Origin of the sequence: Cobetia sp. Ld8 (assembly GCF_045066615.1) — a bacterium.
GTDB classification, from domain to species: domain Bacteria; phylum Pseudomonadota; class Gammaproteobacteria; order Pseudomonadales; family Halomonadaceae; genus Cobetia; species Cobetia amphilecti.
In genome coordinates this window covers 779,175-802,211 of sequence record NZ_JBISHF010000007.1, presented here as the reverse complement: position 1 = coordinate 802,211, position 23,037 = coordinate 779,175, and the positions used below count along the sequence as shown (strand labels likewise).

The 23,037-nt window shown below is 61.2% G+C and carries 21 protein-coding genes; 4 read left to right on the top strand and 17 right to left on the bottom strand.

Features of this window, described 5'->3' with window-relative positions:
- Nucleotides 1-383: 383 nt before the first annotated feature.
- Nucleotides 384-1,646 carry a tyrosine-type recombinase/integrase gene (locus tag ACJJV2_RS08230; protein ID WP_405279885.1) on the top strand — a complete coding sequence of 421 codons (1,263 nt, stop codon included), beginning with the start codon at nucleotides 384-386 and terminating at the stop codon, nucleotides 1,644-1,646.
- A 111-nt stretch (nucleotides 1,647-1,757) separates the two neighbouring features.
- Nucleotides 1,758-2,189 (top strand): SufE family protein, encoded by a 432-nt coding sequence (locus ACJJV2_RS08225; protein WP_405279882.1) that lies wholly within the window; start codon nucleotides 1,758-1,760, stop codon nucleotides 2,187-2,189.
- A gap of 184 nt (nucleotides 2,190-2,373) precedes the next feature.
- Here ACJJV2_RS08225 and ACJJV2_RS08220 read toward each other — a convergent pair whose 3' ends face one another.
- The 9 genes from ACJJV2_RS08220 to ACJJV2_RS08180 form a co-directional block, all read right to left on the bottom strand.
- The gene (locus ACJJV2_RS08220) at nucleotides 2,374-3,108 is read right to left on the bottom strand and encodes an RES family NAD+ phosphorylase (protein WP_405279879.1); all 735 of its coding nucleotides are present in this window, start codon (nucleotides 3,106-3,108) and stop codon (nucleotides 2,374-2,376) included.
- Nucleotides 3,105-3,506, bottom strand: coding sequence for an MbcA/ParS/Xre antitoxin family protein (locus tag ACJJV2_RS08215; RefSeq protein ID WP_052384668.1), 402 nt, complete (start codon nucleotides 3,504-3,506; stop codon nucleotides 3,105-3,107). Before ACJJV2_RS08215 ends, ACJJV2_RS08220 begins: the two co-directional genes overlap by 4 nt.
- Before the next feature lie 149 nt (nucleotides 3,507-3,655).
- Nucleotides 3,656-3,937 (bottom strand): membrane protein insertion efficiency factor YidD, encoded by a 282-nt coding sequence (gene yidD / locus ACJJV2_RS08210; RefSeq protein ID WP_405279875.1) that lies wholly within the window; start codon nucleotides 3,935-3,937, stop codon nucleotides 3,656-3,658.
- 37 nt (nucleotides 3,938-3,974) lie between these two features.
- Complete coding sequence (hisI, locus tag ACJJV2_RS08205; protein WP_405279872.1) at nucleotides 3,975-4,421, bottom strand: phosphoribosyl-AMP cyclohydrolase; 447 nt, start codon at nucleotides 4,419-4,421, stop codon at nucleotides 3,975-3,977.
- 98 nt (nucleotides 4,422-4,519) lie between these two features.
- Entirely contained in the window at nucleotides 4,520-5,344 is an 825-nt protein-coding gene (locus tag ACJJV2_RS08200) for a metal ABC transporter permease (RefSeq protein ID WP_285460836.1), read from the bottom strand.
- 78 nt (nucleotides 5,345-5,422) lie between these two features.
- On the bottom strand, nucleotides 5,423-6,253 hold the full coding sequence (locus tag ACJJV2_RS08195) for a metal ABC transporter ATP-binding protein (protein ID WP_082388762.1): 831 nt from the start codon (nucleotides 6,251-6,253) through the stop codon (nucleotides 5,423-5,425).
- A gap of 112 nt (nucleotides 6,254-6,365) precedes the next feature.
- The gene (locus ACJJV2_RS08190) at nucleotides 6,366-7,565 is read right to left on the bottom strand and encodes a metal ABC transporter solute-binding protein, Zn/Mn family (RefSeq protein WP_405279867.1); all 1,200 of its coding nucleotides are present in this window, start codon (nucleotides 7,563-7,565) and stop codon (nucleotides 6,366-6,368) included.
- 76 nt (nucleotides 7,566-7,641) lie between these two features.
- A complete protein-coding gene (locus ACJJV2_RS08185; protein WP_405279864.1) occupies nucleotides 7,642-8,979 on the bottom strand; it encodes a dihydroorotase in 1,338 nt (445 codons plus the stop codon).
- Nucleotides 8,980-9,038: 59 nt separating this feature from the next.
- Nucleotides 9,039-9,506 carry a Fur family transcriptional regulator gene (locus tag ACJJV2_RS08180; protein ID WP_043334236.1) on the bottom strand — a complete coding sequence of 156 codons (468 nt, stop codon included), beginning with the start codon at nucleotides 9,504-9,506 and terminating at the stop codon, nucleotides 9,039-9,041.
- A gap of 283 nt (nucleotides 9,507-9,789) precedes the next feature.
- On the opposite strand from ACJJV2_RS08180, the gene ACJJV2_RS08175 reads away from it, so the two are divergent.
- The gene (locus ACJJV2_RS08175; RefSeq protein WP_405279862.1) at nucleotides 9,790-10,503 is read left to right on the top strand and encodes a DUF1826 domain-containing protein; all 714 of its coding nucleotides are present in this window, start codon (nucleotides 9,790-9,792) and stop codon (nucleotides 10,501-10,503) included.
- 124 nt (nucleotides 10,504-10,627) lie between these two features.
- Here ACJJV2_RS08175 and ACJJV2_RS08170 read toward each other — a convergent pair whose 3' ends face one another.
- The 3 genes from ACJJV2_RS08170 to ACJJV2_RS08160 form a co-directional block, all read right to left on the bottom strand.
- The gene (locus ACJJV2_RS08170) at nucleotides 10,628-11,644 is read right to left on the bottom strand and encodes an alpha-L-glutamate ligase-like protein (protein WP_043334235.1); all 1,017 of its coding nucleotides are present in this window, start codon (nucleotides 11,642-11,644) and stop codon (nucleotides 10,628-10,630) included.
- Between the two features lies 1 nt (nucleotide 11,645).
- Nucleotides 11,646-13,208: an inactive transglutaminase family protein gene (locus tag ACJJV2_RS08165; protein WP_405279859.1), complete on the bottom strand. Its 1,563-nt coding sequence runs from the start codon at nucleotides 13,206-13,208 to the stop codon at nucleotides 11,646-11,648.
- Between the two features lie 102 nt (nucleotides 13,209-13,310).
- Complete coding sequence (locus ACJJV2_RS08160) at nucleotides 13,311-14,141, bottom strand: ATP-dependent zinc protease (protein ID WP_405279856.1); 831 nt, start codon at nucleotides 14,139-14,141, stop codon at nucleotides 13,311-13,313.
- 1,142 nt (nucleotides 14,142-15,283) lie between these two features.
- Here ACJJV2_RS08160 and ACJJV2_RS08155 point away from each other — a divergent pair.
- Nucleotides 15,284-15,910 carry a DUF3833 domain-containing protein gene (locus ACJJV2_RS08155; protein WP_405279854.1) on the top strand — a complete coding sequence of 209 codons (627 nt, stop codon included), beginning with the start codon at nucleotides 15,284-15,286 and terminating at the stop codon, nucleotides 15,908-15,910.
- Between the two features lie 112 nt (nucleotides 15,911-16,022).
- Here ACJJV2_RS08155 and ACJJV2_RS08150 read toward each other — a convergent pair whose 3' ends face one another.
- The 5 genes from ACJJV2_RS08150 to ACJJV2_RS08130 form a co-directional block, all read right to left on the bottom strand.
- Entirely contained in the window at nucleotides 16,023-17,918 is a 1,896-nt protein-coding gene (locus ACJJV2_RS08150; protein WP_405279851.1) for an EAL domain-containing protein, read from the bottom strand.
- A gap of 278 nt (nucleotides 17,919-18,196) precedes the next feature.
- The gene (locus ACJJV2_RS08145; RefSeq protein ID WP_043334232.1) at nucleotides 18,197-18,589 is read right to left on the bottom strand and encodes an ectoine synthase; all 393 of its coding nucleotides are present in this window, start codon (nucleotides 18,587-18,589) and stop codon (nucleotides 18,197-18,199) included.
- A gap of 160 nt (nucleotides 18,590-18,749) precedes the next feature.
- Nucleotides 18,750-20,015 (bottom strand): diaminobutyrate--2-oxoglutarate transaminase, encoded by a 1,266-nt coding sequence (gene ectB, locus ACJJV2_RS08140; RefSeq protein ID WP_192838801.1) that lies wholly within the window; start codon nucleotides 20,013-20,015, stop codon nucleotides 18,750-18,752.
- Nucleotides 20,016-20,297: 282 nt separating this feature from the next.
- Complete coding sequence (gene ectA, locus ACJJV2_RS08135; RefSeq protein WP_084589501.1) at nucleotides 20,298-20,855, bottom strand: diaminobutyrate acetyltransferase; 558 nt, start codon at nucleotides 20,853-20,855, stop codon at nucleotides 20,298-20,300.
- A 371-nt stretch (nucleotides 20,856-21,226) separates the two neighbouring features.
- A complete protein-coding gene (locus tag ACJJV2_RS08130) occupies nucleotides 21,227-23,026 on the bottom strand; it encodes a diguanylate cyclase domain-containing protein (protein ID WP_405279846.1) in 1,800 nt (599 codons plus the stop codon).
- Between the last annotated feature and the right edge of the window lie 11 nt (nucleotides 23,027-23,037).

Below are 23,037 nucleotides of genomic sequence, written 5' to 3'. Positions count from 1 at the left end.
CACGCAAAGGCGATGGTGCACGCCGTCTGACGAGAGCGTCAGCGTGGATGCCGCTCGGCTTCTTCTGCCGTCAGCCTGTCATCAGCCTGGTGCCCATCTTAGCGATGTTTTCTGACAAGATAAAGATAATTACATATTACGTAATACGTAATTTACAATACGGATAGAACTATAAATTCATGATTACGCGCCTTATCTTGAATTATCATGACCATAACGTCACAATCAGCCCCGAGGACAGGGCAAGCCTGGTCAGAACAGGGAAGGACAGAGCAGGAAAGGGCAGACAAGAGAAGGACAGGGGCGCCACAGAGCGGCGCACGCCTGAAATGACACGCCAGACGGGCGATATACAGCCGAGAGGCAGCAACGGGGGTTGATCGGTGGAAGAAAGCACGCATGACGGCATCACGGCGCTGGTCGGACATCTGGAGGGCGAGCTATCCAGAGCGCAGCGGCATGCCCAGCTGACGGCCGCTGATGATCGCTCACTGATTCGCGCCCGCACGGATGTCGAAGCCGTGGCCGCCTGGCTCAACGAGTATCGCCACAGTGCTCAGACGCTGCGTGCCTATCGCAAGGAGGCAGAGCGCCTGCTGCTATGGCTCAAGGCCGAGGGAGAGCAGGGCAGAGAATCCGCCCTGGCCAGTCTGGATCGCGAACGCCTCGAGCACTTCGAGGCGTTTCTGGCCGACCCACAGCCTGCTGAGGTCTGGATCGGCAGCGTGCGTGCCCGCAAGCATCCGCAGTGGCGACCCTTTCGCGGCCCGCTGGCCGCCGCCAGCCGCCGTCAGAGCCTGGTGATCCTGCAGGGCATGTATGCCTGGCTGATCGAGGCCGGCTACCTGTCACGCAATCCGTTCCGTCTGATGCGCGACAAGCGCCGCATGGACAACCGCACGCTGCGCATCGAACGCTATCTCGAGCGCCCCTTGTGGGACTGGCTGTGGGGGCGTATCGAAGCGCATTGCGAGGAGCTGACACCGCTCGGTGCTTCACCTGAGGGCGGGGTGTCCCGCGAGCGCTTCGTGGCCGAGCGCCAGCGCTTTCTGTTTGCATTCGCCTACTTGATGGCGCCGCGCATCGCGGAGATGGCCGCCGCGAGGATGGGCGATATCGTCAAGCGGGAAGGCCAATGGTGGTGGCGCGTGATAGGCAAGGGCGCCAAGCTGGCCGAGATTCCATTGCCGCCGCCGATGCTCGAGGCGCTGGTTCGCTGGCGACGCCTGCGCGGGCTCAGTGATCTGCCGCAGGCACTGCCCGCCGACAAGTCGCTGCCGCTGCTGGCGCGCCTGGATGGCACGACACCGCTCGGCGACAACCAGCTCTACCGCTTGATCAAGCAGACTTTTGCCCGGGCCGCCAACGACATGAGACAGCGAATCCAGAGCCCCGGCGACGCCAGCGAGCTGATGGCACGCACCCTTGATCAGGCAAGCCCTCACTGGCTGCGCCACACCGCGATCACCCATCAGGCACAGGCCGGGGTAGAGCTGCGCTTTCTGTCGCGCTCCGCCAGACACTCGCGACTGGATACGACATCGCGCTACCTGCACGCCGAGGACAGCGAGTGGCAGCAGCAGATGGCCAGACATTCGCTGGCGACGTCAGGCCATCCGCCTGAGGCGCCAGAACACGACTCATGAGCGTTGTCACCACGCTCAGGCCCGAAGGCGCCGTGCGTCCGGCGAGGTCAGGCGTTATCATGGCGACAGCGTATCTTCAGACACTTTGCAGTGACATCATCGGGAGTCAGCATGAGCGACGCGCAACAAGCGCAGGCGGAACTGGTCGAGGAATTCAGCTTCTTCGACAACTGGATGGACCGCTATCAGTACATCATCGACATGGGCAAGGCGCTGCCGGAATACCCGGAAGCACTGAAAGGCCCTGAGACCAAGATCGACGGCTGCCAGTCCAACGTCTGGATTCATCCTGAAGTGCGTGGCGAAGGCAGCGAGCAGCGCCTGTATTTCCAGGCGACCTCGGACGCTGCCATCGTGGCAGGCTTGATCGCCGTGGTACTGCGCATCTACAACGACCGGACGCCGCAGGAAATCGTCGCCACCCAGCCGACCTTCCTCAACGAGCTCGGCCTCGACAAGCACCTGTCGCCGACGCGCTCCAACGGCCTGCATGCGATGCTCAAGCGTATCTACGGTGTGGCCGAGCTGCACGCCAACGCCTGAGGCCTGGCGCTTTAGCTCTGATGCTTCAGGTCTTGTGCTTCAGGTCTGAGCCGACACGAGTAACGCAAAACGCCCGCCATTCCAGCCTCGAGATTTCGAGCGGAATGGCGGGCGTCTTTTTTGGGCTTTTCTCAAGAATTTCTCAGGGCTTTCTCAGGTCGTTCGGCAGGGCGTTTTCACACCCTCAGCGATGCTCGCGCACTTCCAGCACATGCGTCATGGCCTGATGCTGACCATCCCAGACATAGCGCAGGTGCGGCCCCTGAATGGGAATGCTGACCGCCGGCGGACGCAGGATGGCCGCGCACTCGGCGCTTGTATCCACCTGGGCGTGGCGCACGCTGGGGTAGAGCAGGCCGAAGCTGCCAGCCTCTCGCAGCCTGGCGGCAAAGGCTTGGCCGGCAGGGTAGCTGGCCATGTCTGGCTGACAGAGGGCGTCATGGCCCTCGCGGATGTCATGCAGTGGCTGCGTCACGCGATTGACGTAGCTGCGCATGGTCATTTCCTGACTGGGCTGCGCGGTATCGGCCAGAAAGCGCGCCATGTGGAAGCGGGTCTCGCTGATCGCGGTATCCAGCGTACTGGCGCAGTAATAGACCCCGAAACTGCCATCGGTGAAGCGCGAGGCACGCCCGATGTGCGTGAAGGCCGCCATCACCGGCGTGGAGCCCGGCCCGCTGATACGGTCTTGCGGTGCGACGCGGCTCAGCTCGCCGGCTTCTTCGCGCAGACGGTCATTGGTGAGCGCCTCGATGGCAAACGCCATCTCCAGCTCATCAGGCTCGAGAATATCCTCGAATACCGAAATGGGCGGGAAGGCGCTGGAGATCACGCGCCAGGCGTTCTGCCAGTCCGGCAGCGTCAGCGCGGGCAGGGCGGAGTCATCGACATGCTTGCCTTCGCTCGTCCATTCGCTCATCCACGCACTCCGTCGAGATAACGGCGAGTGTCGGCCAGCGAGACCACCTGACCGGCCAGCATGTAGTCCAGCGCACTCTGGCCATTGAAGGGCGCCGCACGATTGGGGCGCCGTACCCATTCATGGGCCATCTCGGGCGTATTGCTGAACAGGATGCGCAGGGCCTTGTGGATCCCCATCACGTAGGAGATGCGCTCCAGGGTGTCGTTGGGCAGGCGCACTTCCGGCAGCTTGCGATACTTGTGATAGGTGGTGGTACCGATGCCCCCCAACAGCACGCGCTGATCCGCCGCGCTGCACTGCCACTTCTCCATGATGTTGAAGAAGGACTTGAGGGCAACGCGGCCCGCACTGGGGCTGGTCGGGGACACACGATCGAGGGCGGCTGCGGTGGACATGACATTCTCCTGCTGACTGACGATGACGTCACAGCTGACGCCATACACATGTGAATGATAGCACAGAAACACTTCACATGCGTACCGCCAGCCGCAAGACTCCGCCGCTCGCAGGGCACTCGACCCAGTCACTCGCAAGGTGTACGCCCTCAAGACCTGGGCGCGTCGTCCTGATCATGCGCATCACAGCAGCTGGCAGACGAGGCATGATCCTTGCGCGGTGGCACGGGGTCCACGCCACCCGGCCCACCCAGCGGGTGACAACGTGACAGACGCCTGGCCGTGAGCCAGCACCCCTTGAGGGGCCCATGCACCTTGATGGCCTCCAGTCCGTAACTGGAGCAGGAAGGATAGAAGCGACAGCGCGGCCCCAGCAGCGGGCTGAGCACCAGCTGATAGCCGCGCAGCAAGCCGGTCAGCAGGCGCGTCATGACCGACGTCACGCCGCGCCTGAGGGAGTGGCGACGTTCAGGCGTTGCCATACAGGGTGTTCGGGTCAATGATCGGTGCATCGGTAATCTCGGCACCTTCAGCATCCAGGCGCCAGTAGAAGCAGCTCTTGCGCCCGGTATGGCAGGCAGGACCTGTCTGATCGACCTTGACCAGCAGGGTATCGCCATCGCAGTCCAGATGCGTACTGACCAGCTTCTGCTGTTGGCCCGAGCTTTCACCCTTGCGCCACAGCTTGCTGCGCGAGCGTGAGAAGTAGCACACGCGACCGGTGGCGAGCGTCTCGCGCAGGGCTTCGGCGTTCATCCACGCCATCATCAACACCTCGCCGCTGTCATGCTGTTGCGCGATGGCGGGAATCAGGCCGTCGCCATTCCAGGGCAAGGCGGCGATCAGCGCCTCCAACGCGACCTTCTCGCCGATATCGGCATTCTCCAGCGACTTGAGCAGTCCATCCTGTGCCATTGAGGGTGTTTCCTTGCAGAGTCCATATCGAAGCCCCCCTCAAGCGTCATGTCACGCCGGCAGGGGCTCACGCAGTATTCAGTGTCACAAGCCGCGAATCAGCGACGCAGTCCGCCACGGGCGCTGCGCCAGATGAGCGACAGCAGGTAGGCGACGCCTGCCACCAGCACGATGGTCGCGCCGGCCGGCAGGTCGAACTGCCAGGAGAGCGCCAGGCCGCCGGTGGTGAAGGCCATGGCCGCCAGGCTCGCGATCACGATCATCATGCCCAGTGAGCGCGCATGATGACCGGCAAGCGCGGCAGGCAAGGACAGCAAGGCCAGCACCATGATCAAGCCCACCGCCTGCAACAGCAGCACGACGGTGATCGCCACCATCACCAGCAGCAGCAGGTAGAGCGTCTTGACCGGCACGCCCCGCAGACGCGCGAACTCTTCATCGAAGATCACCGCGGTCAGCGGGCGATGCACCAGCAGCAACACCAGTGCCAGGCCTCCCACCATCCAGGCCAGGGTACCGATGGCATCCGCGGGCACCAGCAGCAGGTTGCCGAACAGGTAGCTCATCAGGTCGACCTTGTAACCCGGGGTCTGACTGATGAACAGGATGCCGGTAGCCATGCCGATGGCCCACAGCGCACCGATGACGGTGTCTTCCTGATCAAAGCCCTTGAGACTGATGTAACCGATCAGCAGAGCGGCGAGAATGGCACTGATGAAGGCACCCACCAGCGGGCTTGCGCCAATGAAGTAGGCGATCCCCATGCCGGCAAGCACGGTATGGGCGATACCCCCGGCCAGATAGCCGATGCGGCGTACCACGACATAGGGGCCGACCAGACCGGCCGCAAGACTGGCCAGCAGGCCGGCGAAGAGGGCGTTCTGGAGAAAATCCTGGCTGCCCAGGGCGGTGATGAAATTCATGTAATGTAAGCCTAGAGCGCAGAGCGGGCGACGTGAAGGAAGTGAAACAGGCCAGACGGACAGTCACCGGCCGCGACATCAGTGATGGTGATGGATCATCTGGACGTTTTCACCATAGAGTCGCTCGATCGATTCAGCGGTGAGCGTCTCGGTGTCATGGACGATCATCTTGCGGTTGAGGCAGGCGACCCGATCGACGTAATCGCTGATGAAACCGAGATCGTGACTGATCACCACCACGCTCATGCGATTGGCCAGACGATTGAACAGCTCGAACAGGGAGCGCTCGCCATCGCTGTCGACACTCGCGGTGGGCTCATCCAGCAGCAATAGCTGAGGCTCGGCCGCCAGGGCGCGGGCGATCAGCACACGCTGCAGCTGACCGCCGGAGAGGGCATCGATATGCCGACGGCGCAGATGACTGATGCCGACTTCTTCCAGCACCGCACCGATCGCCTCACGGTCCGCGCGTGGCCAGGGGCCCCACTGACGACGACGCCCCTGACGTCCCATCAGCACAACATCTTCCACGCGGATGGGGAAGCGCTTCACGAAGTTGGCAAACTGCGGCACATAGCCGATATGGCGCGCGGCAGCCTTGGGCGTGCGCCCCAGCACGCGGACACAGCCAGCCGCCGGCTTGTGAAGACCGAGTATCAGCTTGAGCAACGTGCTCTTGCCGCCACCGTTGGGCCCGATCAGTCCCACTATCTCGCGCGCGCCGACCTGAAAGTCGACATCGTCGAGAATGACCTGCTCGCCATACCGGAAGGTCACGCCGCGAATATCAATGGCATCCGGTGCATCTGCCGGCACCGGGCGAAAGACCGGTCCGACACTGCGCCCGGTGGCTGACGCCTCCGGATGGCTGTCCGTGCGCGGGCGCGCGACGGAGATGGGGCTGACCATGACGTAAGGTACCTCGTTGCAACGCAGACGGGCGCATGAGCGCCCGTCTGACTTTTCGATGGGGCAGGGCATTGTGCAAGATCAGGCGATATGCGCAATACCCGGCCGGCAATTACTGGCTGTCAGTCAACTCGAAACCCGCCTTCAGCGCTTCGGTGGCGTGCTTCAGATTGTCGAGATAGTCCTCTGCCAGCGGGTCCAGCACGGCCACTTCGGCCTCCAGGGAGCTGGCGATCCGCTTGGCCGCCGTCTGGGAGAACTGCCCCGAGACGAAGATGGTGCCGATGTTCTCATCCTTGGCACGCGTGATCAGCGTGGCCATCTCGCGCGGCGTGGGCTCACGGCCACTGACCTCAATGGCATGCTGCTCGAGCGAGTAGCGGTCCGCGAAGTAGCCGAAGCTGGGATGGAAGATCAGGAAGTTGCGGCCCTTGTAGGGGGCCAGCGTCTGAGCGATCTGCGCATCCAGCTCGCTCAGGGTCTTGAGCAGACGCTGCTCATTGGCATCGATCTCGCCGGCATGCTGCGGCAGGCGTGCCTCGAGCACCTCGGCGGCACGCTCGACGACGGTCTGCATGCGCTGCGGGTCCAGCCAGAGGTGGGGGTCGGCTTCGCCGAGGTCCTCATCCTCGCCATGCTGGGCACCATGCTCCTGATGATCAGCGTGCTCATCGTGGTGTTCTTCGTGGGCCTCATGATCAGCATGCTCGCCGTGATGCTCGTCGTGTTCATCATGGTCGGCATGGTCGTCGTGATGCTCGTCGTGTTCATCATGGTCGGCATGGTCGTCGGTGTGATCATCATCGTGATGTGCGTCCTGCTCATGAGCATGCGCTTCATCATGCCCATGGTCATGCGCCTCACCACTGCCGAAGTGGCGGGTGTTGAGACCCTCTTCCAGGTGCACGACCTGCATCTCGGCGTTGTTCTTCACCAGGCGCGGCAACCACACCTGCTCGAAGGGCACACCGATGGCGAGATAGAGCGGGACCGTCGACAGCTCGGCCACCTGGCGCGGGGTCGGGTCGTAGGCGTGCGGGCTGTCGCCCGGCTTGACCAGCGTGGTGATCTCGACATGCTCACCGGCCAGCTGATCGACCATCCACGCGATGGGCGGCACGCTGACGGCCACATGCAGAGGGGCGCTGTCCTGGGCGTGAGCGGCAGGCGTCGCGAACGCGGCAAGCGCGCCCAGCACACTCAGCGGCAGGGCACGCGCGGCCCGCGGACCCAGCGTGCGCTGGACCCGGGACAGCAGCTTTTCACACAACACTTGGCGAGACGCCAGGGGAGAGCCCGCATGCATACTCATGACACCACTTCCTTTGCTAGTGATCACGGCATGATGCGGACAGGGCGTGCCGAGAACCGGCACGCCAGGACCGCCATCAGCCGCGGTTGAACGAGAGTCGCTGGCCGTTGGCCACCGGATTGACGGTCTTGCCGTCATAGGCTTTCACGCCGTTGACGAAGGTCGCATCGATACGCGCCTTGAAGGTCACGCCATCGAAGGGGCTCCAGCCACACTTGTAGAGCACGTTGTCACGCGTGACGCTGGTCTCGCCATTGAGGTCGACCAGCACCAGGTCTGCGAAGGCCCCTTCACGGATATAGCCGCGATCGACGATGGAGAAGCGATCCGCCACGTTGTGGCTGGTCTTCTGCACCAGGGTCGCCAGGTCATAGATGCCGTCCTGAACCTGATCGAGCAGTGACAGCAGGGCATGCTGGACCAGCGGCAGGCCGGAAGGCGCCTTGAAGTACGGGTTCTGCTTCTCTTCCCAGGTATGCGGCGCGTGATCGGTGGCGATGATGTCGATACGGCCATCCATCACGGCAGCGCGCAGGGCGGCACGGTCTTCGGCGGTCTTCACTGCCGGGTTGCACTTGATCAGGCTGCCACGGGCGTCGTAATCGGCATCGCTGAACCACAGGTGGTGCGCGCAGACTTCGGCGGTGATCTGCTTGCCCTTCATCGGGCCGGCCTTGAACAGCGCCATTTCCTCGGCGGTGGTCAGGTGCAGGACATGCAGCTGGGTACCGTTGCGGGTCGCCAGGTCGATCGCCAGACGCGAGCTCTTGATGCAGGCTTCGCGCGAGCGGATCAGGCCGTGTTCAGAGAAGGGCACGTCTTCCCCGAAACGCTCACGCCAGCGCGCCTCGTTCTCGAGAATCATCGGCGTGTCTTCGCAATGCGTGACGATGGGCGTCGGGGCATGCTTGAAGATGCCTTCGAGAATCTCCGGATCATCGACCAGCATGTTGCCGGTAGAGGCGCCCATGAAGATCTTGATGCCGCAGGTCTGGTTCGGGTCCAGCGTCTTGATCGCTTCCAGGTTGTCGTTGCTGGCACCCAGATAGAAGGCGTGGTTGGCATGGGCACGACCGGCCGCCACGGCAAACTTGGCTTCCAGTGCATCGCTGTCCAGGGTCGCCGGCTTGACGTTGGGCATGTCGAAGAAGGTGGTGATCCCCCCGGCCACGGCAGCAGCAGACTCGGTGGCGATGTTGCCCTTGGCGGTCAGGCCCGGCTCACGGAAGTGCACCTGATCATCGATCATGCCCGGCAGCAGATGGCGGCCGGCGGCATCAATCACTTCACGTGCATCGAGGTGAGACAGGTCGCTGCCGATGGCGTGAATACGCCCGTCCTTGATGCCCACATCCTGAGTGGAAATGGTGCCTTCGTTGACGACTTGCGCCTGTGAGATGCGGATGTCCAGCATGTGACGTCCTCCGTGGGAAGCAAATGTTATATCGTATCAAAAGCGCTCGCAAGCGCCGTTCACTGAGCGTTTTCTGCCATGGCAGCTGCTTGAGAGGTGCAATCCTGGCAACGCCCCTCGAGTTCGATGGTCTGGCGTTCGATCGAGAAACCATGGCGATCGGCGCTGGCGACTAGCCGAGTACCGAGATCGTCATCATGCATTTCCTCGACACGACCGCAGCCGCGGCAGATCAACAGCTGAAAGCCGTGCTGATGTTCCGGGCAGTGGCAGGCAAGGTAGGCATTGAGTGATTCGATGCGATGGACGAGGCCCTGTTCGAGCAGGAAGTCCAGTGCACGATAGATCGTGGGAGGGCGGGCAGCGCCATGTTCCTTGGCGAGCTGATCCAGCAGGTCATACGCCTTGAGTGCGCCATGACTGGTCGCGATCATTTCCAGTACACGTCGCCGAATCGGCGTAAATCGCACACCGCGCGCCAGACATTGACGTTCGGCCTGGTCGATCAGCGAAAGTGGCTCTGGCATGAAGAATCCTGAGTGTCGTGAATCCCGGATGTCAAAAGGCGTCAAGCGCGATGAGGGCAAGTGCGTCAGCGCGCAGCCTGAATGACCAGATGCTTATTCTAGGGCAAATGGGCCATGACGGGCCACCGGCAAAGGCATCAGGGCTGCGTGAGTCACTCAAAGGCAACGCAAGGCGCGGAGCCGACATGAAAGCGTGGACAAGCGATCAATATGATATAACATAACAATTATCGCTTTCTGGTCGCGGTGATAGACCCGCGACCATCCCTGACAGGAGGAATTCATGGCCCAGTTCGAGGCGCTGCACCCACCCCTTCACACACGACCCGAGACTCGCCTGGCAGCCAGTTCGCCACCTTCGACCCTCGCGGCGGCGCCAAGGCCCGCAACCCATTGGCATATCGGTCACGAGGCACATGACCTGGGAGCCATCTTCGACCCCGACATCAGTCTGGCCGTGATGCAACGCCGTATCGATGCGGCATTGAAGATGGCGGTGAAGGCTCAATCTTCGGGTGCCTACCCGTTGCGCATGCGCTGGCGCGGCCCGATCAGTGACCTGCGTGAGGCGCTGGAGCGCTACCTCCCGGCACCGGATGCCGGGGCTGCGCTGATAGAGGACATCTGCGTGCTGGGTGAGGCCATGGGCGAGCTCTTCGAGGTCAAGGATATCGGCATGCGACTGGAGATGACCCAGAGCGCCATGTGCCCGCGCTTTCATGTCGATCGCATCCCGGTCAGATTGGTGACGACCTACGACGGCCCGGGCACCCAGTGGCTGCCGGAACATGCCGCCGACAGACTGGCGCTGGGCCACGGCCAACCCGGCCATCAGGACACCTGCCTGGCCCCCGGCGAGATACATGAGCTGCGCCCGGGCAGCCTGGCATTGCTCAAGGGCGAGTGCTGGCCGGGCAACGAAGGGCGGGGGCTGATCCATCGCTCACCGGTGGTGCCCAATGGCAGTCGCCTGATGCTGAGCATGGACCCCGGCTGAGCCGAGACTTCGCTTGCGACTTACCAAACAGAAACACCCCGCCAAGGCGGGGTGTTTCTGTCTTTCCAGACGCTGGAGCAGTCGATCAACCAAGGCATTGGTCAGCAAACATTCGGGTCCGGCATCAGTCCGCGATGGGCGCCATGCCGACATTGGCGACATCTTCCTTGCTGCGCGAGAAATGCTTGCGCGCAAAGGCGACACGCTCGGCGACCGGCACGCCGTCGGGCTGACGCTCGATCAGCTCGAGCCGCTTGCGCAGGCCCTCGCCATTGGCCATCTGGATGGCGAGACCCGGACGGGCGTTGAGCTCCAGCAGCATCGGGCCATGGCGACGATCCAGCACCATGTCGGTGCCCAGATACCCCAGTCCCGTCATCTCGTAGCAGCCGGCAGCCAGCTCGAGCAGGGTGTCCCACTGCGGCACCTTGAGCGAGAAGATATCGTGCCCGGTATCGGGGTGCGCGAACTGCGGACGATCGTACTGCACGCCGCGCACCGCCCAGCCACTGCCGATATCCAGCCCGACACCGACCGCGCCCTGGTGCAGGTTGGCCTTGCCATCCGAGGCCGCCGTCGACAGGCGCATCATCGCCATCACGGGATAGCCCTTGAAGACGATGACGCGAATGTCCGGCACACCCTCATAGGTGAACTCGGCGAAGGCCTGATCGAAGGAAATCAAGCCTTCGACCAGCGCCACATCCGGCGAGCCGCCCAGCGAATAGAGCCCTGACAGGATGTTGGAGACGTGACGCTCCATGTCGGCACGCGTGATGCGCGCGCCGCTGGGCTTCACATACTCTTCGCCATCGTGGTGCTCGATGACGAGGATCCCCTTGCCGCCTGAGCCCTTGGCCGGCTTTATCACGAAGCCCGCGTGATCGCGCACCATGTCGACGACGCGCTCGACCTCGAACTGGCTGGCGACCTTGCCGATCATCTCCGGCGAGGCCAGGCCGTACTTCTGACACAACAGCTTGGTCTGCAGCTTGTCATCGACCAGCGGATAGAGGCGGCGGTCGTTGTATTTCGAGATATACCCGATGTTGCGGCGATTCATGCCGACAACCCCCCGGGCGCGCAAGGCGCCCGGCGTGGTCCAGTTGCGCGACCAGCGATTCAGCCATGACGAGAGCATCTCAATCCTCCGTCAGCGGCTTGAAGCGGCGCAATTCCAGCAGACGATAGCCGGTGTAGTTGCCGAGCAGCAGGATGAAGGCCATCAGCACCAGTTGCAGACCGAGGAAGTTGAAGGTCAGGTGACGCACCCACGGATTGTTCATCGCCAGATAGGCCAGTACGGCGGTCAGAAGGCTGCCGCCACCTTGCTTGAGCACTTCCTTGGGACCTTCCTCTTCCCACAGGATCGACATGCGCTCGACGGTCCACGACAGGATGATCATCGGGAAGAAGGTGATGGTCAGGCCGGCGTTCAGACCGAAGCGATAGGCGAGTACCGAGAAGATCGAGATGATCGCGATCACCGTGATGATGACCACCGAGACCCTCGCCACCAACAGCAGATTGAGCCGCGACAGGTAACTGCGGATCACCAGGCCCGTCGCGACGATCAGCAGGAAGCCGATCAAGCCGGTCACCAGACTTGTCTGGATGAAGGCGAGGGCGATCAATACCGGCATGAAGGTACCGGAGGTCTTGAGACCGATCAGAACACGCAGCAGCACCACGACCAGCGCGCCGATCGGGATCAGCAGGATGGTCTTGAACAGTGCCTGCTCTTCCAACGGCAGGGAGTGGATCGAGAAGTTGAGCAGCTCGTCATTGGCCAGCTTGTTGCGCACCGCGACGGCCGCCGGCTCGTTGTGACGGATCATCGAGAAGCTGACACGGGAATTCACGCCGCCTTCGACTTCCAGCATCGGCGCGCCACGACCTTCCCACAGCAGCAGGTTGTCCGGCTCACCTTGCTTGCCGGTTTCCGGGTTGATCAGCACCCAGTCGGTGTTGATGTCTTCAGCATCGGCGGCCTCGACATCCACCGCCTCGTTGCCTTGCGGCGTTTCGGCGAAGACCTGCAACCAGGACGAGACAGTCTGGCGACGACGACCGTCTTCCAGACTCAGGCCGCTGACCAGACGCGCACTGACACCGGCCTCATTGAGCAGGCGCAGCATGAGCTCGGGACGCTCGAACTGGGTCAGCAGCAGGCGCGCATTCTCGCCCTGACGCTGATTGTCGAACTGCTTGATCAACTCGCGTGCGAAGGTGAACGAATCGGCACTGCGCTCACGGGCCTGATCGATGACCTGGGCCGCGGCGGTATCGTAGGGACGCTCCCAGGAGACTTCCTGAGGGGCCGGCAGACGCTTGATGGCCGCAGGGGTCGCGTTGTCGGACTCCAGCATGGTCACGGTGTAATACAGCAGCTGCGAGCCTGCCGCTTCACGGATCGACCATTCGGCACGACGGCCCGGCAGGTCATCCAGATAGGAAAGCCCGAAGCCCGAGGACGCCGTGTTCTCGGTCAGAACGCTGTAGCCTTTCTGGTTTTCCGGCAGCGCCAGCGACGCCTTGACCGGGCCGCCAGTGGCCGTGAAGGCCACCTGGGCTTCGATATCCCACACTTTCTGCTGTGCACCGGGCACCCAGGGCACATCAAACGAAATATGGCGATAGGCGGTCAGGCCCACACCGATCAGCATCAACAGGCCGACCAGAAGATAGAAAGCAAAACGCGACATGGGAGTCCTTGAAATGTCTGGAGCAGTCATGATGGCTCGGTGGAGCACCGAGCCATGTCAGGCAGCGAAGCCGGGCAGAGGAGACAGGAGGGCGCTTGCCACTCAGTCGCGGTTGCCTTCGTTCGGGTCCTCGTCCTTGGCCGCTTCGTTACTGGGGGCACTGCCCGGGTATTGTGGACGTGCATTGATGAAGGTACGGCTGACGTCCACCGCAGCGATGTCCATCATGAAGCGACGGCCCAGCAATACCGGATAGGTGAGATCACGACGATCATTGAGGGTGAACTCGACCTTCTGCTTGATGTCACCCAGCGTCATCAGCAGGCTGACGACGGGACGCTCTTCGCGGCCGGAGGCCTGGATGATGGTCACCGTGCGGCTGACCTGGGCTTCGACCCACTTGTCACGATCGCCTGACACGAAATACTTGCCATCATCCCGCAGTGCGAGCTTGAACTTGACCCACTTGGCGCCGTCGCGCTCGAATTCGGTGATATCACGCGCCGACAGCGACGAGGTATTGGCACCGGTATCGATGCGTGCCTTGAAGTAGCTGCTGATGGTCGGGAAACCGACCCACTCGACACGCCCAAGCAAGGCCTTGTCGAGGATGGGGTTGTCGGTCACGGCCTTGCAGGCTTCCACGGCCTGAGGCTGTGCGGGCTGTTCCATCTCAGCGTGGATCTGACGCAGCTGACTGCCGACTTCTCGCACGTCACGACGCAGAGAGCGGCTCAGTGCCTGCTGGTCGGCCAGTTGCTGCTGTTGGACGTTGCATTGGCCTGCCAGCTGCTCCTGCAGGGCATCGATGCGCTGCGAGAAGGCATCTGGCGTCAATACCGGTTTCTGCGGTTGCGGTTGTGCCGGGACGCAGCCGGCCATGACGACGACACTGGTCAAGGTAACAGGCAATAGCAGCTTGCGGATCAGCATAGGGGAGAAGGTTCCTGTTCAGCCTTGCTGCCGCTCTACAACCTGTGTGAACGGCAGACATAATTCTTGTCCATCGTCAGTCAGTCAGCACACTGATCCGACGATGCCTGGGTATTCCCTTGTATAGCTTGGGCGTTCTAGCACCGAAGCGTTACTGGGGGCGATCATACGTAGCCCGAATGGTGACTGTCCATGTTTCAGCACCTGACGCCGAGCCATTTCCTGCGATTCACCAACGTAGCGATCACTTTCTGTCGCCAGTCGAGGACAGACCACACGACGGCCCACCAGGCGTGGGTCAGGGCCGCTGTCAGCCGGCTGGAGATATAACGCCAGCTTGGCTTGCGTCGCCTTCCGGTGACGAAAACCTTGATGGAATCCAGCCTCCGGACAGGAGCAGCCTTCGCGGCAGTTTGCACAGCCAGACCTCACTGTTTGCGCATTGTTCAGGATGTCACTGCATCATCAGCGCGGGATCACAACATGGCAACGACACGATCTCGGATGCGAGCCCGCCGACGAAGCGAGTCAGACTGTCGCCAAACTGATCAAATGCAGGCCACTCAGCAAAAGATAGGCGGGAACGTCGACTGACTCCATCGGCTGACTTTATCAACTGACTTCATCGACAAGCAGAACCTGAGATTCAGAAGCAGGCATGCAGAAGCTGACATTCGCGCGGAGGAGGTCAGGTGCCTGAAGTCAGGTGCCTGAAGATCGACGCTCAAGCATTGACGTACGCAGCCCGGATGAACAAAGCACCGAGCTTGAGCACGCTCACGAACCATCGTATTTAACATAATATATATTATACGAACCAAAGGGTATGCGGGTTTCGTCAGTGATCCTGGGCACCCGTATAGTCAGTTGCCTTGGCCCATCAGGTCAGGTCAATCAGGTCGCGTCCTCGGGCCAAGTCCAGCGAGTTGAACCTGTCGGCTTGCATCAGCGATGGCCTGTTTCACGATCCAAGTGCCAAACAGCCCGTTGCCCAAGAGCGCGAACAAACTTATCCTTGATAGCATTCATGCACAAGTGTTGTAGAATAATTCGGGCCACATGTGACCCACACAGCACACCTTGTCACTCAACCTTGCCGCGCGCCGTGATGACTCACGGGTCGGCGCGAACCGGAGTCAGCGATGCCCTCCTTCCCGTCCTGTCTGTCAGCTAGCACTGGATTCATGCACAACGGCATTCGACGCCTTCGGCGCATCAGCGTCCGTACAGCCGTGTTGATCATGGCAGCGGGATTGTCAGCCTGTAGCGGGCCTCAGATAGAGGATTACGCGGGCAGCGGCCCTGAGCTGCGCATCGATGACTACTTCCTGGGCCACACACGTGGCTGGGGCATGGTGCAGGATTACCGTGGTGAGGTGACGCGGCGGTTCGTGGTCGATGTCATCGGCAGCATGCAAGGCAACCAGCTGATTCTGGAGGAAGACTTCGTCTATGCCGATGGCGAGACACAACACCGCCGCTGGACCTTTACCCCGGCGGGTGATCGCCAATGGACTGGTCGAGCGGCGGATGTGACGGGCGAAGCGACAGCGACGACCCGCGGTAACGCCTTGCGCATGAACTACGTGCTTCAGGTACCGATCGACGACAGTACCTGGGAGTTCAGCATGGATGACTGGATGTATCTGCAACCGGGTGGCCGCATTCTGAACCGGACCTCGATGCGCAAACTGGGCCTCGAAGCCGCCAGTATCACCCTGGCATTTCAGCGCTGCCCCTGTGACTCACCGGCAGCTGAGCCGAAATGACAACTCGTGCGCGGCACCCACGTGAGCCCCTGATGGCTTCAAGCCTTGCCTGATGGCTTCACCCCTCGATAGCGCCAGCCTTTGTCGGTTCCAGCGCCTGACAGCCCAACCCTCATGAGGCGGCGGAGTCACCCGCATGCTGCTCGAGCGATGTCTCCACCTTGGACAACCACTTGCCGTAATCCTCTTCTGGCGCCATGGGCTCTCCAAAGGCATATCCCTGCAACTGGTCAAAGCCCAGATCAATCATGGTCTGGCGCTGGCGTGAGTGTTCGATGCCAACCGCCACGGCGGAGATCTCCAACGCATGCAAGGCCGCCGTCCAGGCTTTCAGCAGGCGCGCCTGACGTGGATCCGTCTGCAACAGACTGATCCAACGCGGATGCAGTTTCACGCTGGTGATGGGCAGCATGCTCAACAGGCGCAGGCTGTCATGCTCAGGGCCGAAACGGTCGACACAGAAGCTGATGCCGTCATTGGCCAGCGATTTCATCGCCAGCACCAATGACTCAGGCGTTGCGACGAAACTCTCGATACCGCTGACATCAAGGCGCAGGCAATCACCCTTGATTCTATAGAGGCGCAGGACACGGCGCAGGGCATCGATGTACTCCGTTTCGATCAGGCGCGACGCCGTGATATTCAGCGACAGCGGCAACAAGCTATCGTTGCCCTGCCTGGTCGCCAGCCAATGGCTCAGCAAGGCGCAGCTTCTGCGCAATACCCAGATATCGAGCTCCTCATCCAGTCCGGCGTGCCTGGCGATGCGCAACATCTGATGGGGGGTGATCCAGCGGTTCTTGTCCTGCCAGCGCAACAGCACTTCCTGACCGCTGAGGCTTTGACTCCCAGCAGTGACAATGGGCTGCAGATGGATGCACAGCTCATTGTCGCGCAGCGCCTGGGCAAAGCGGTTGTTCATCTCGAGGCGTAGGTTGAGGTTGTCCGTGAGATCCGCGAACTGCACGCCCTTCTCTTGCGGCGCCCACTCACTGGCGCAGGCAAGCTCTTCTTCCACCACCTCGACCAGTTCCGCCGCTGACATGCTGTCGCTTACGAAGGTACCCGACCCGATCAATAGATCAGGCCGGTTGTTGGCGGAGAGATGCAGCAGCCAGGGTTGCTCCACGAAGCGATGCCAGCGCATGCCGTGCAATGCCTGATCACGCGGCAACAGGATCATCAAGGTGTCGTGACTGACGCGCCCCTTGAGCAGGCCATCGTCATCGAAGTTTTCATTGAGCTGGTGGGACAGTGATTGCAGCACGCCCTCGTAGAAGTCGACGCCCTGCTGCTTGCGCAGTCTTTCGGCATTCTGCAGCTTGACCAGGATGACCTGTAGCGCCCCCTGACTGGCACGCTCTTCCAGCCAGGCCGTCATTCTCTGCAGGTAGCGACGACGCAGACTGTAGCCGGTGATCGGGTCGATATTGGCTTGCAGGGTGGCACGTGCGCGCTCTGCCAACAGCGCATCACGCTGGATGAGTTCGTTCTCGACCAATACCGCACAACGCTCCAGACGCTCCAGCTGAGCCGCATCCATCTCACGGGGCTTGTGATCGATCAGGCACAGAGTCCCCAGCGGCAGGCCGCTGCTATCACGCAGCACGGCACCCGCGTAGAAGCAGACATGCGGTGGCCCCGTCACCAAGGCGTTATCAAAGAAGCGCTCATCCTGGCGCGCATCATTGATGACCAGAAAGCGCTCTTCATGCAGTGCGTGGGCGCAGAAGGCGAGATCCCTGCCCGTCTGCCTTGCATCCAACCCACAATGGGCCTTGAACCACTGACGGTCTTCATCCACCAGCGATACAAGACAGATAGGCATGTCAAAGATGTCAGCGACCAGCCGTGTCAGATCGTCATAGCGCTTTTCATGATCACTATCCAATACATGCAGAGAATGCAGGCTATTGAGACGCTCTTCTTCACGCGGATGAGGCGCCGCCGGCCTGAAGCCGGGGCGCCCACCTGGCGCGAGGGTCGTCTTTGGGGTGGAATCTGCCATGGCCTACTGCCTCGTTGGAATTTCCAGGAGATATAACCGCATGTTCGTACTTGAGCATACTCGTCTCGACTGTTGACTGGCAGAGCCGGCAAGCTGCGCACCACTAACGATAATTGAGCGTTTAAAATCCTGCGAGCAATACTGCGCGGCAACCTCACACTGCGGTTTCTCACCACCACGACGCAGAAAGCCCCGCAGCAAGGCTACGGGGCTTTCTGGATGACGCTTGTCCCTTTGAGGTCAGACGCTTCGCGCCTTACTCACGAGGAGACAGGGTCTCAGGCTTCGGCAGGTGCATAGGAGCCATCTTCACGATGGACTTCCTTGCCGGTCAGGCCCGGGGTGAACACACAGGCCAGGTGCATGGTCTTGGTGGCACGCAGCAGGTGATCATCGTGCTCGTTGAGGATATAGATGTCGCCCGGCTTGATCGGCCAGATCTTGCCATCAGCCAGTGTTTCGACCTCACCCTCACCTTCCATGCAATACACCACTTCATAGTGATGCTTGTAATGGATGTGGGTCTCGGTGCCTTCAAAGATGCGAGTGATGTGGAACGAACATTTGCCACCATCTTCATCGAGCAGCAGGCGCGTACTATCCCAGTTGCCATTCTCCGCCTTGACCAGACGATCGGTGCTGCGGGCTTCTTCGAGATTGCGAACGATCATGTGTTTTCCTCACTAGGCTGCCTGACATCGACAGCTGACAAGATGGCGATTACCGTAACGAAGGGGTGACCTGGATGGGCAATCGGTGGGGATGGCAAGCCAGAGGCTCACCAACGACCCGCGGGACACCGATGACCGGGCGCCCCGCGGGAAGACAGCGTTACTTGGACAGCACTGCGGCAGCGTTTTCCTCGATGATATCGAGGGCTTCCAGCAGGTCTTCGTCGCGGATGGTCAGCGGGCACAGGCACTTGACGACCTGACCGGAGTGACCACTGGTCTCGATGATCAAGCCCTGTTCGAAGCAGCGTGAGGTGATGGCATCGGCCAGATCACCGTCACGGACATCGATACCGCGCATCAGGCCACGGCCCTTCTCGTGCGCTTCGAAGCCGTTCTCGCGGGCCTTGGCGGCAATCTTCTGGAAGCGGTCTTCGACGATACGGCCCTTGCGCTGGATATCGCGCTCAAACTTGTCATCACTCCAGAAGTGGCGCAGCGCAGCGGCGCCAGTCACGAAGGCCAGGGCGTGGCCACGGAAGGTGCCGTTGTACTGGCTCGGCTTCCACTGGTCCAGCTCGGGACGCATCATCACCATCGCGAACGGCACACCGGAGGCAGACAGCGACTTCGAGTTGCAGACAATGTCCGGCACGATGTTGGCGTGCTCGAAGCTGAAGAATTTGCCGGTACGGCCACAACCCGCCTGGATATCATCGACGATCAGCAGGATCTTGTGCTCCTTGCACAAGGCATCCAGACGCTGGAGCCATTCGATGGAGGCCGGGTTGATACCACCCTCACCCTGCACGGTCTCGACCAGCACTGCTGCCGGGCGATCCAGACCGCTGGAGGAATCCTTGAGCAGCTTGTCGAGGTAGGCAACGGTGTCGATGCCCTCACCCATGTAGCCATCGTAGGGCACGAATTGCGCACCCTGCGCCGGCAGACCCGCCGCATCACGAAACTTGGCGTTACCGGTGGTGGCCAGCGCCCCCATGGTCACACCATGGAAGCCGTTGGTGAACGACACGATGTTGTGGCGGCCGGAGACCTTGCGCGCCAGACGAATGGCAGCTTCGACCGCGTTGGTGCCGGTTGGCCCCGGGAAGTGGACCTTGTAGTCCAGACCACGCGGCTTGAGGATCACTTCCTCCAGCGCTTCGAGGAAATCGCGCTTGGCGGAAGTCCACATATCCAGGCCGTGGATGATGCCATCATTGCTGATGTAATCGACCAGTGCCTTCTTGAGTACCGGATGGTTATGCCCGTAGTTGAGCACACCGGCACCGGCGAGGAAATCGATGTAGCGCTTGCCATCCTCGGTGAACAGGTGGGCATTCTGCGCCTTGGTGAAAACGGTCGGGAAAGAACGCGAATAAGTGCGTACCTCGGATTCCATCTGTTCGAGAATCTGCGTATTCATGCTGTCACCTCCCTGGTGATGGATGGCCGCGTACTGAAATGGCCATACCAGAATGTAAAGACGATCCAACGAATGAGACTGACCCTACCTCACTCACACATGGGGTCAGCAGGAGATGTCACAACCTTCCTGTCGTGAACATCTGCCGGACGGGACGTGATTCTTCTCGACGACCGACACAAGAATCATGACGGCGTCCCGTCCGGGACTTCTTGCGGCTTGCTATTCGCCCGTGCTGCACATGGGCTCTGGCGGCACAAGAGCCTTGAGCGCGTCGAGCACTCAGATATCGCTCGGCAGAAACGGGCCGATGCGCACCAGGTTTTCGGCAAGGTGCACGCCACCCAGCTGGTCTGAAGAGAAGTATTCACGCGAGTGCAGCGGCACCTGCCAGCGCTCGGCGAGGCGAGTGAACAATGCCCAGGACGCCTCGTTGTCCGGCGTGATGGTCGTCTCCAGATGACGCACGTGCGCCATTTCAGGACGCTTCATCACGGCTTCGATCAAGCGACGTGCAAGGCCAGTACCACGCGCCTTCTCACCGACGGCGATCTGCCACAGGAAGAAGGTCTGCGGGGCGTCGTTGCGGGTGTAACCGGAAACGAAGCCGACGACCTCACCTTCCTCATCTGTCGCGATGGCGCAGCTGTCACGGAATTGCGTGGCCAGCAAAACGTACGAATAACCTGAATTGAGGTCCAGCGGCGGGCAGGCCTTGACCAGCTCGTAGATGCCCCAACCATCATCGGTAGTCGGCTGACGGATGAACAACGGCGCGCTGGCGCGGTTGATCACGGCATCGTGGGTGTGGTGGGCCAAGCCCTGAATCGTGGAAGTCATTGTCATGGTTTTCATAAAATATTTCGCAGTTGGCGAATTCGCTATAAACCATAACAAACCGTTATGGATGTCGCAAACCATAAATTATTCTCGTGAAGCGTATGGATAACGTAGAATTATCCCAAGCCCCGTATCGGTGAGCGTGCAAGCCGTGGCCAGTACCAGTACCGGGCAACTCTCGCCCTTGCCCACCGCCGCTGATGATTTGTCCCCACCAGACGCAAGACGGCGCCCCGAGGGGCGCCGTTTGATTGCTTGATCATGCGGCATCTGGCCTTGCTTGCGTTGCCACTGCCGCTGCCTTTCCATTGCCGCTGAGGCGGCTTCTGCTCTAGTGCTTGAGACCCAGGGCTTGAACCCCAGGGCATCCGTCACTGCTGTTTCTGCCCCTCACGCTTCTTGCTGGCGGTCGCGACAATCTGGCCCAGCTCATCATGGCGGCTGAACTGCACCGCGCAATTGCGTCCCTCATGCTTGGCGGCGTAGAGCGCCATGTCCGCATTGTGTGATAGCTGTTCACGATCGCTGCCATGCTGAGGGGCGATGGCAATCCCGATGCTGCAGCCCACTTCCAGCTTGTGCTCTTCATACAGGAATGGCTTGCCCAGACTGTCGATGATGCGTTGGGCCAGCTGGGCGAGTTCCCCGTGGCGACCCAGATTCGCCTGGATGTCGGCATTGTGGACCAGCACCACGAACTCATCGCCTCCCAGACGCGCGACGAAATCGCCCTTGCGCACCACCTGATTGAGTCGCTCCGCGATCACCTTGAGCGCCACATCCCCGGCGGCATGGCCATGGGTGTCATTGATGGGCTTGAACTTGTCGATGTCCAGCATCAGACACGCCAGCTGCCCGCCTTCGTCACTGACGCTTTCGAGCCAATGCTCGACCCGCTCATAGAAATGCTGTCGATTGGGCAGCCCCGTCAGGGAGTCATGCATCGCCAGTTGCGTGATGCGCTTCTTGTAGTTGTTGCTCTCGATGATGTTGTACTTGAACTTCTGCAGCGCCCGCGCCATCTGGCCCACTTCATTGGTGTGCTGGGTGCTGTCGATCACCACACTGACATCGTCATTGGCCAGGGTATTCATGGTCTGGGTCAGACGACGGATCGGTACCAGCACATAACGCCCGAACAGCCACATCGAGATGCCGATCAGCACCACGATCATCGCCAGTGCCAGGCCATTGACCACCGGGGCCACCGTGGCCAGCAGCTTGAGCGTCTTGCCGACCGCGGCAGAGGTGGCCCCGATCCGCATGCGGCTTTCATGATCCAGCACCGCCAGTGCGTCAAGCGCCGGCGCATCATTGACCTTGACCAGCTGATCGATCTCACGCGGTGAAAGGTCTGCCTGCTCGTCATGCAGCTGATTGACCTTGTTCAAGCGGTCACCGTAGGACTGGATGACATCGGCGATATCGCGGATGGCACGTTGCTCGGCGGTGTTCATGCCCAGCGCACGATAAGCCGCCAGGGTGGCGCGCAGCGATTCGATGTCCTGCGCCGCCTGCTGACCGTAGATGGCATCACTGCGCAGCACGTAATTCTTGAAGTGATGGATCATCTCGCCGTAGCCGAGATCACGGCGCAGGTTGGCCACCAGGCGAGCCTTGCCCATGCCGTTCTCGAGCGGATTGTCATTGTCACGCAGCTCCGCAATGGAGATACGCCGCAGGGTATCCAGCCCCGAGACGGCCTGGAAATCATCGATCTGAACCAGCTTGTCGATATCGGCACTCGAGCGCCCCTGCTCGATCATCGTGCGTATTCTGGGCACCATCAGCTCATAGCGGCTGATGGTGGCACGCAGGCCCGCCACCGCGTTTTCCTCCCCCTGGGTCAGTCCAAGGTTCTGGTAACGGCTCAGAGCGCTGCGAGCGGCACCGATCTCGTTCTGCACCTCGCCGATCAGCTCGAGGTCCTGACGCAGCACGAGATTCTTGAAGTCATGCACCATGCCGCCATAGCCCAGAGCCTTGGTCAGCTGGCCTTCCAGGCGCGGTTTGTCGGAGCGCGCCTGTTGATATTCCTGCCAGTCGTGCTGCAGGTCCGACACGTTGCGGGTAATGAATGCCAACACGACCAGCAACACGAGGCCCGCCAAGGCAGAGAGCACACAAATGATGATGTTGATGGTGCGAAAACGCAGGTTGGCCAGACTCATGAAGGCTATCT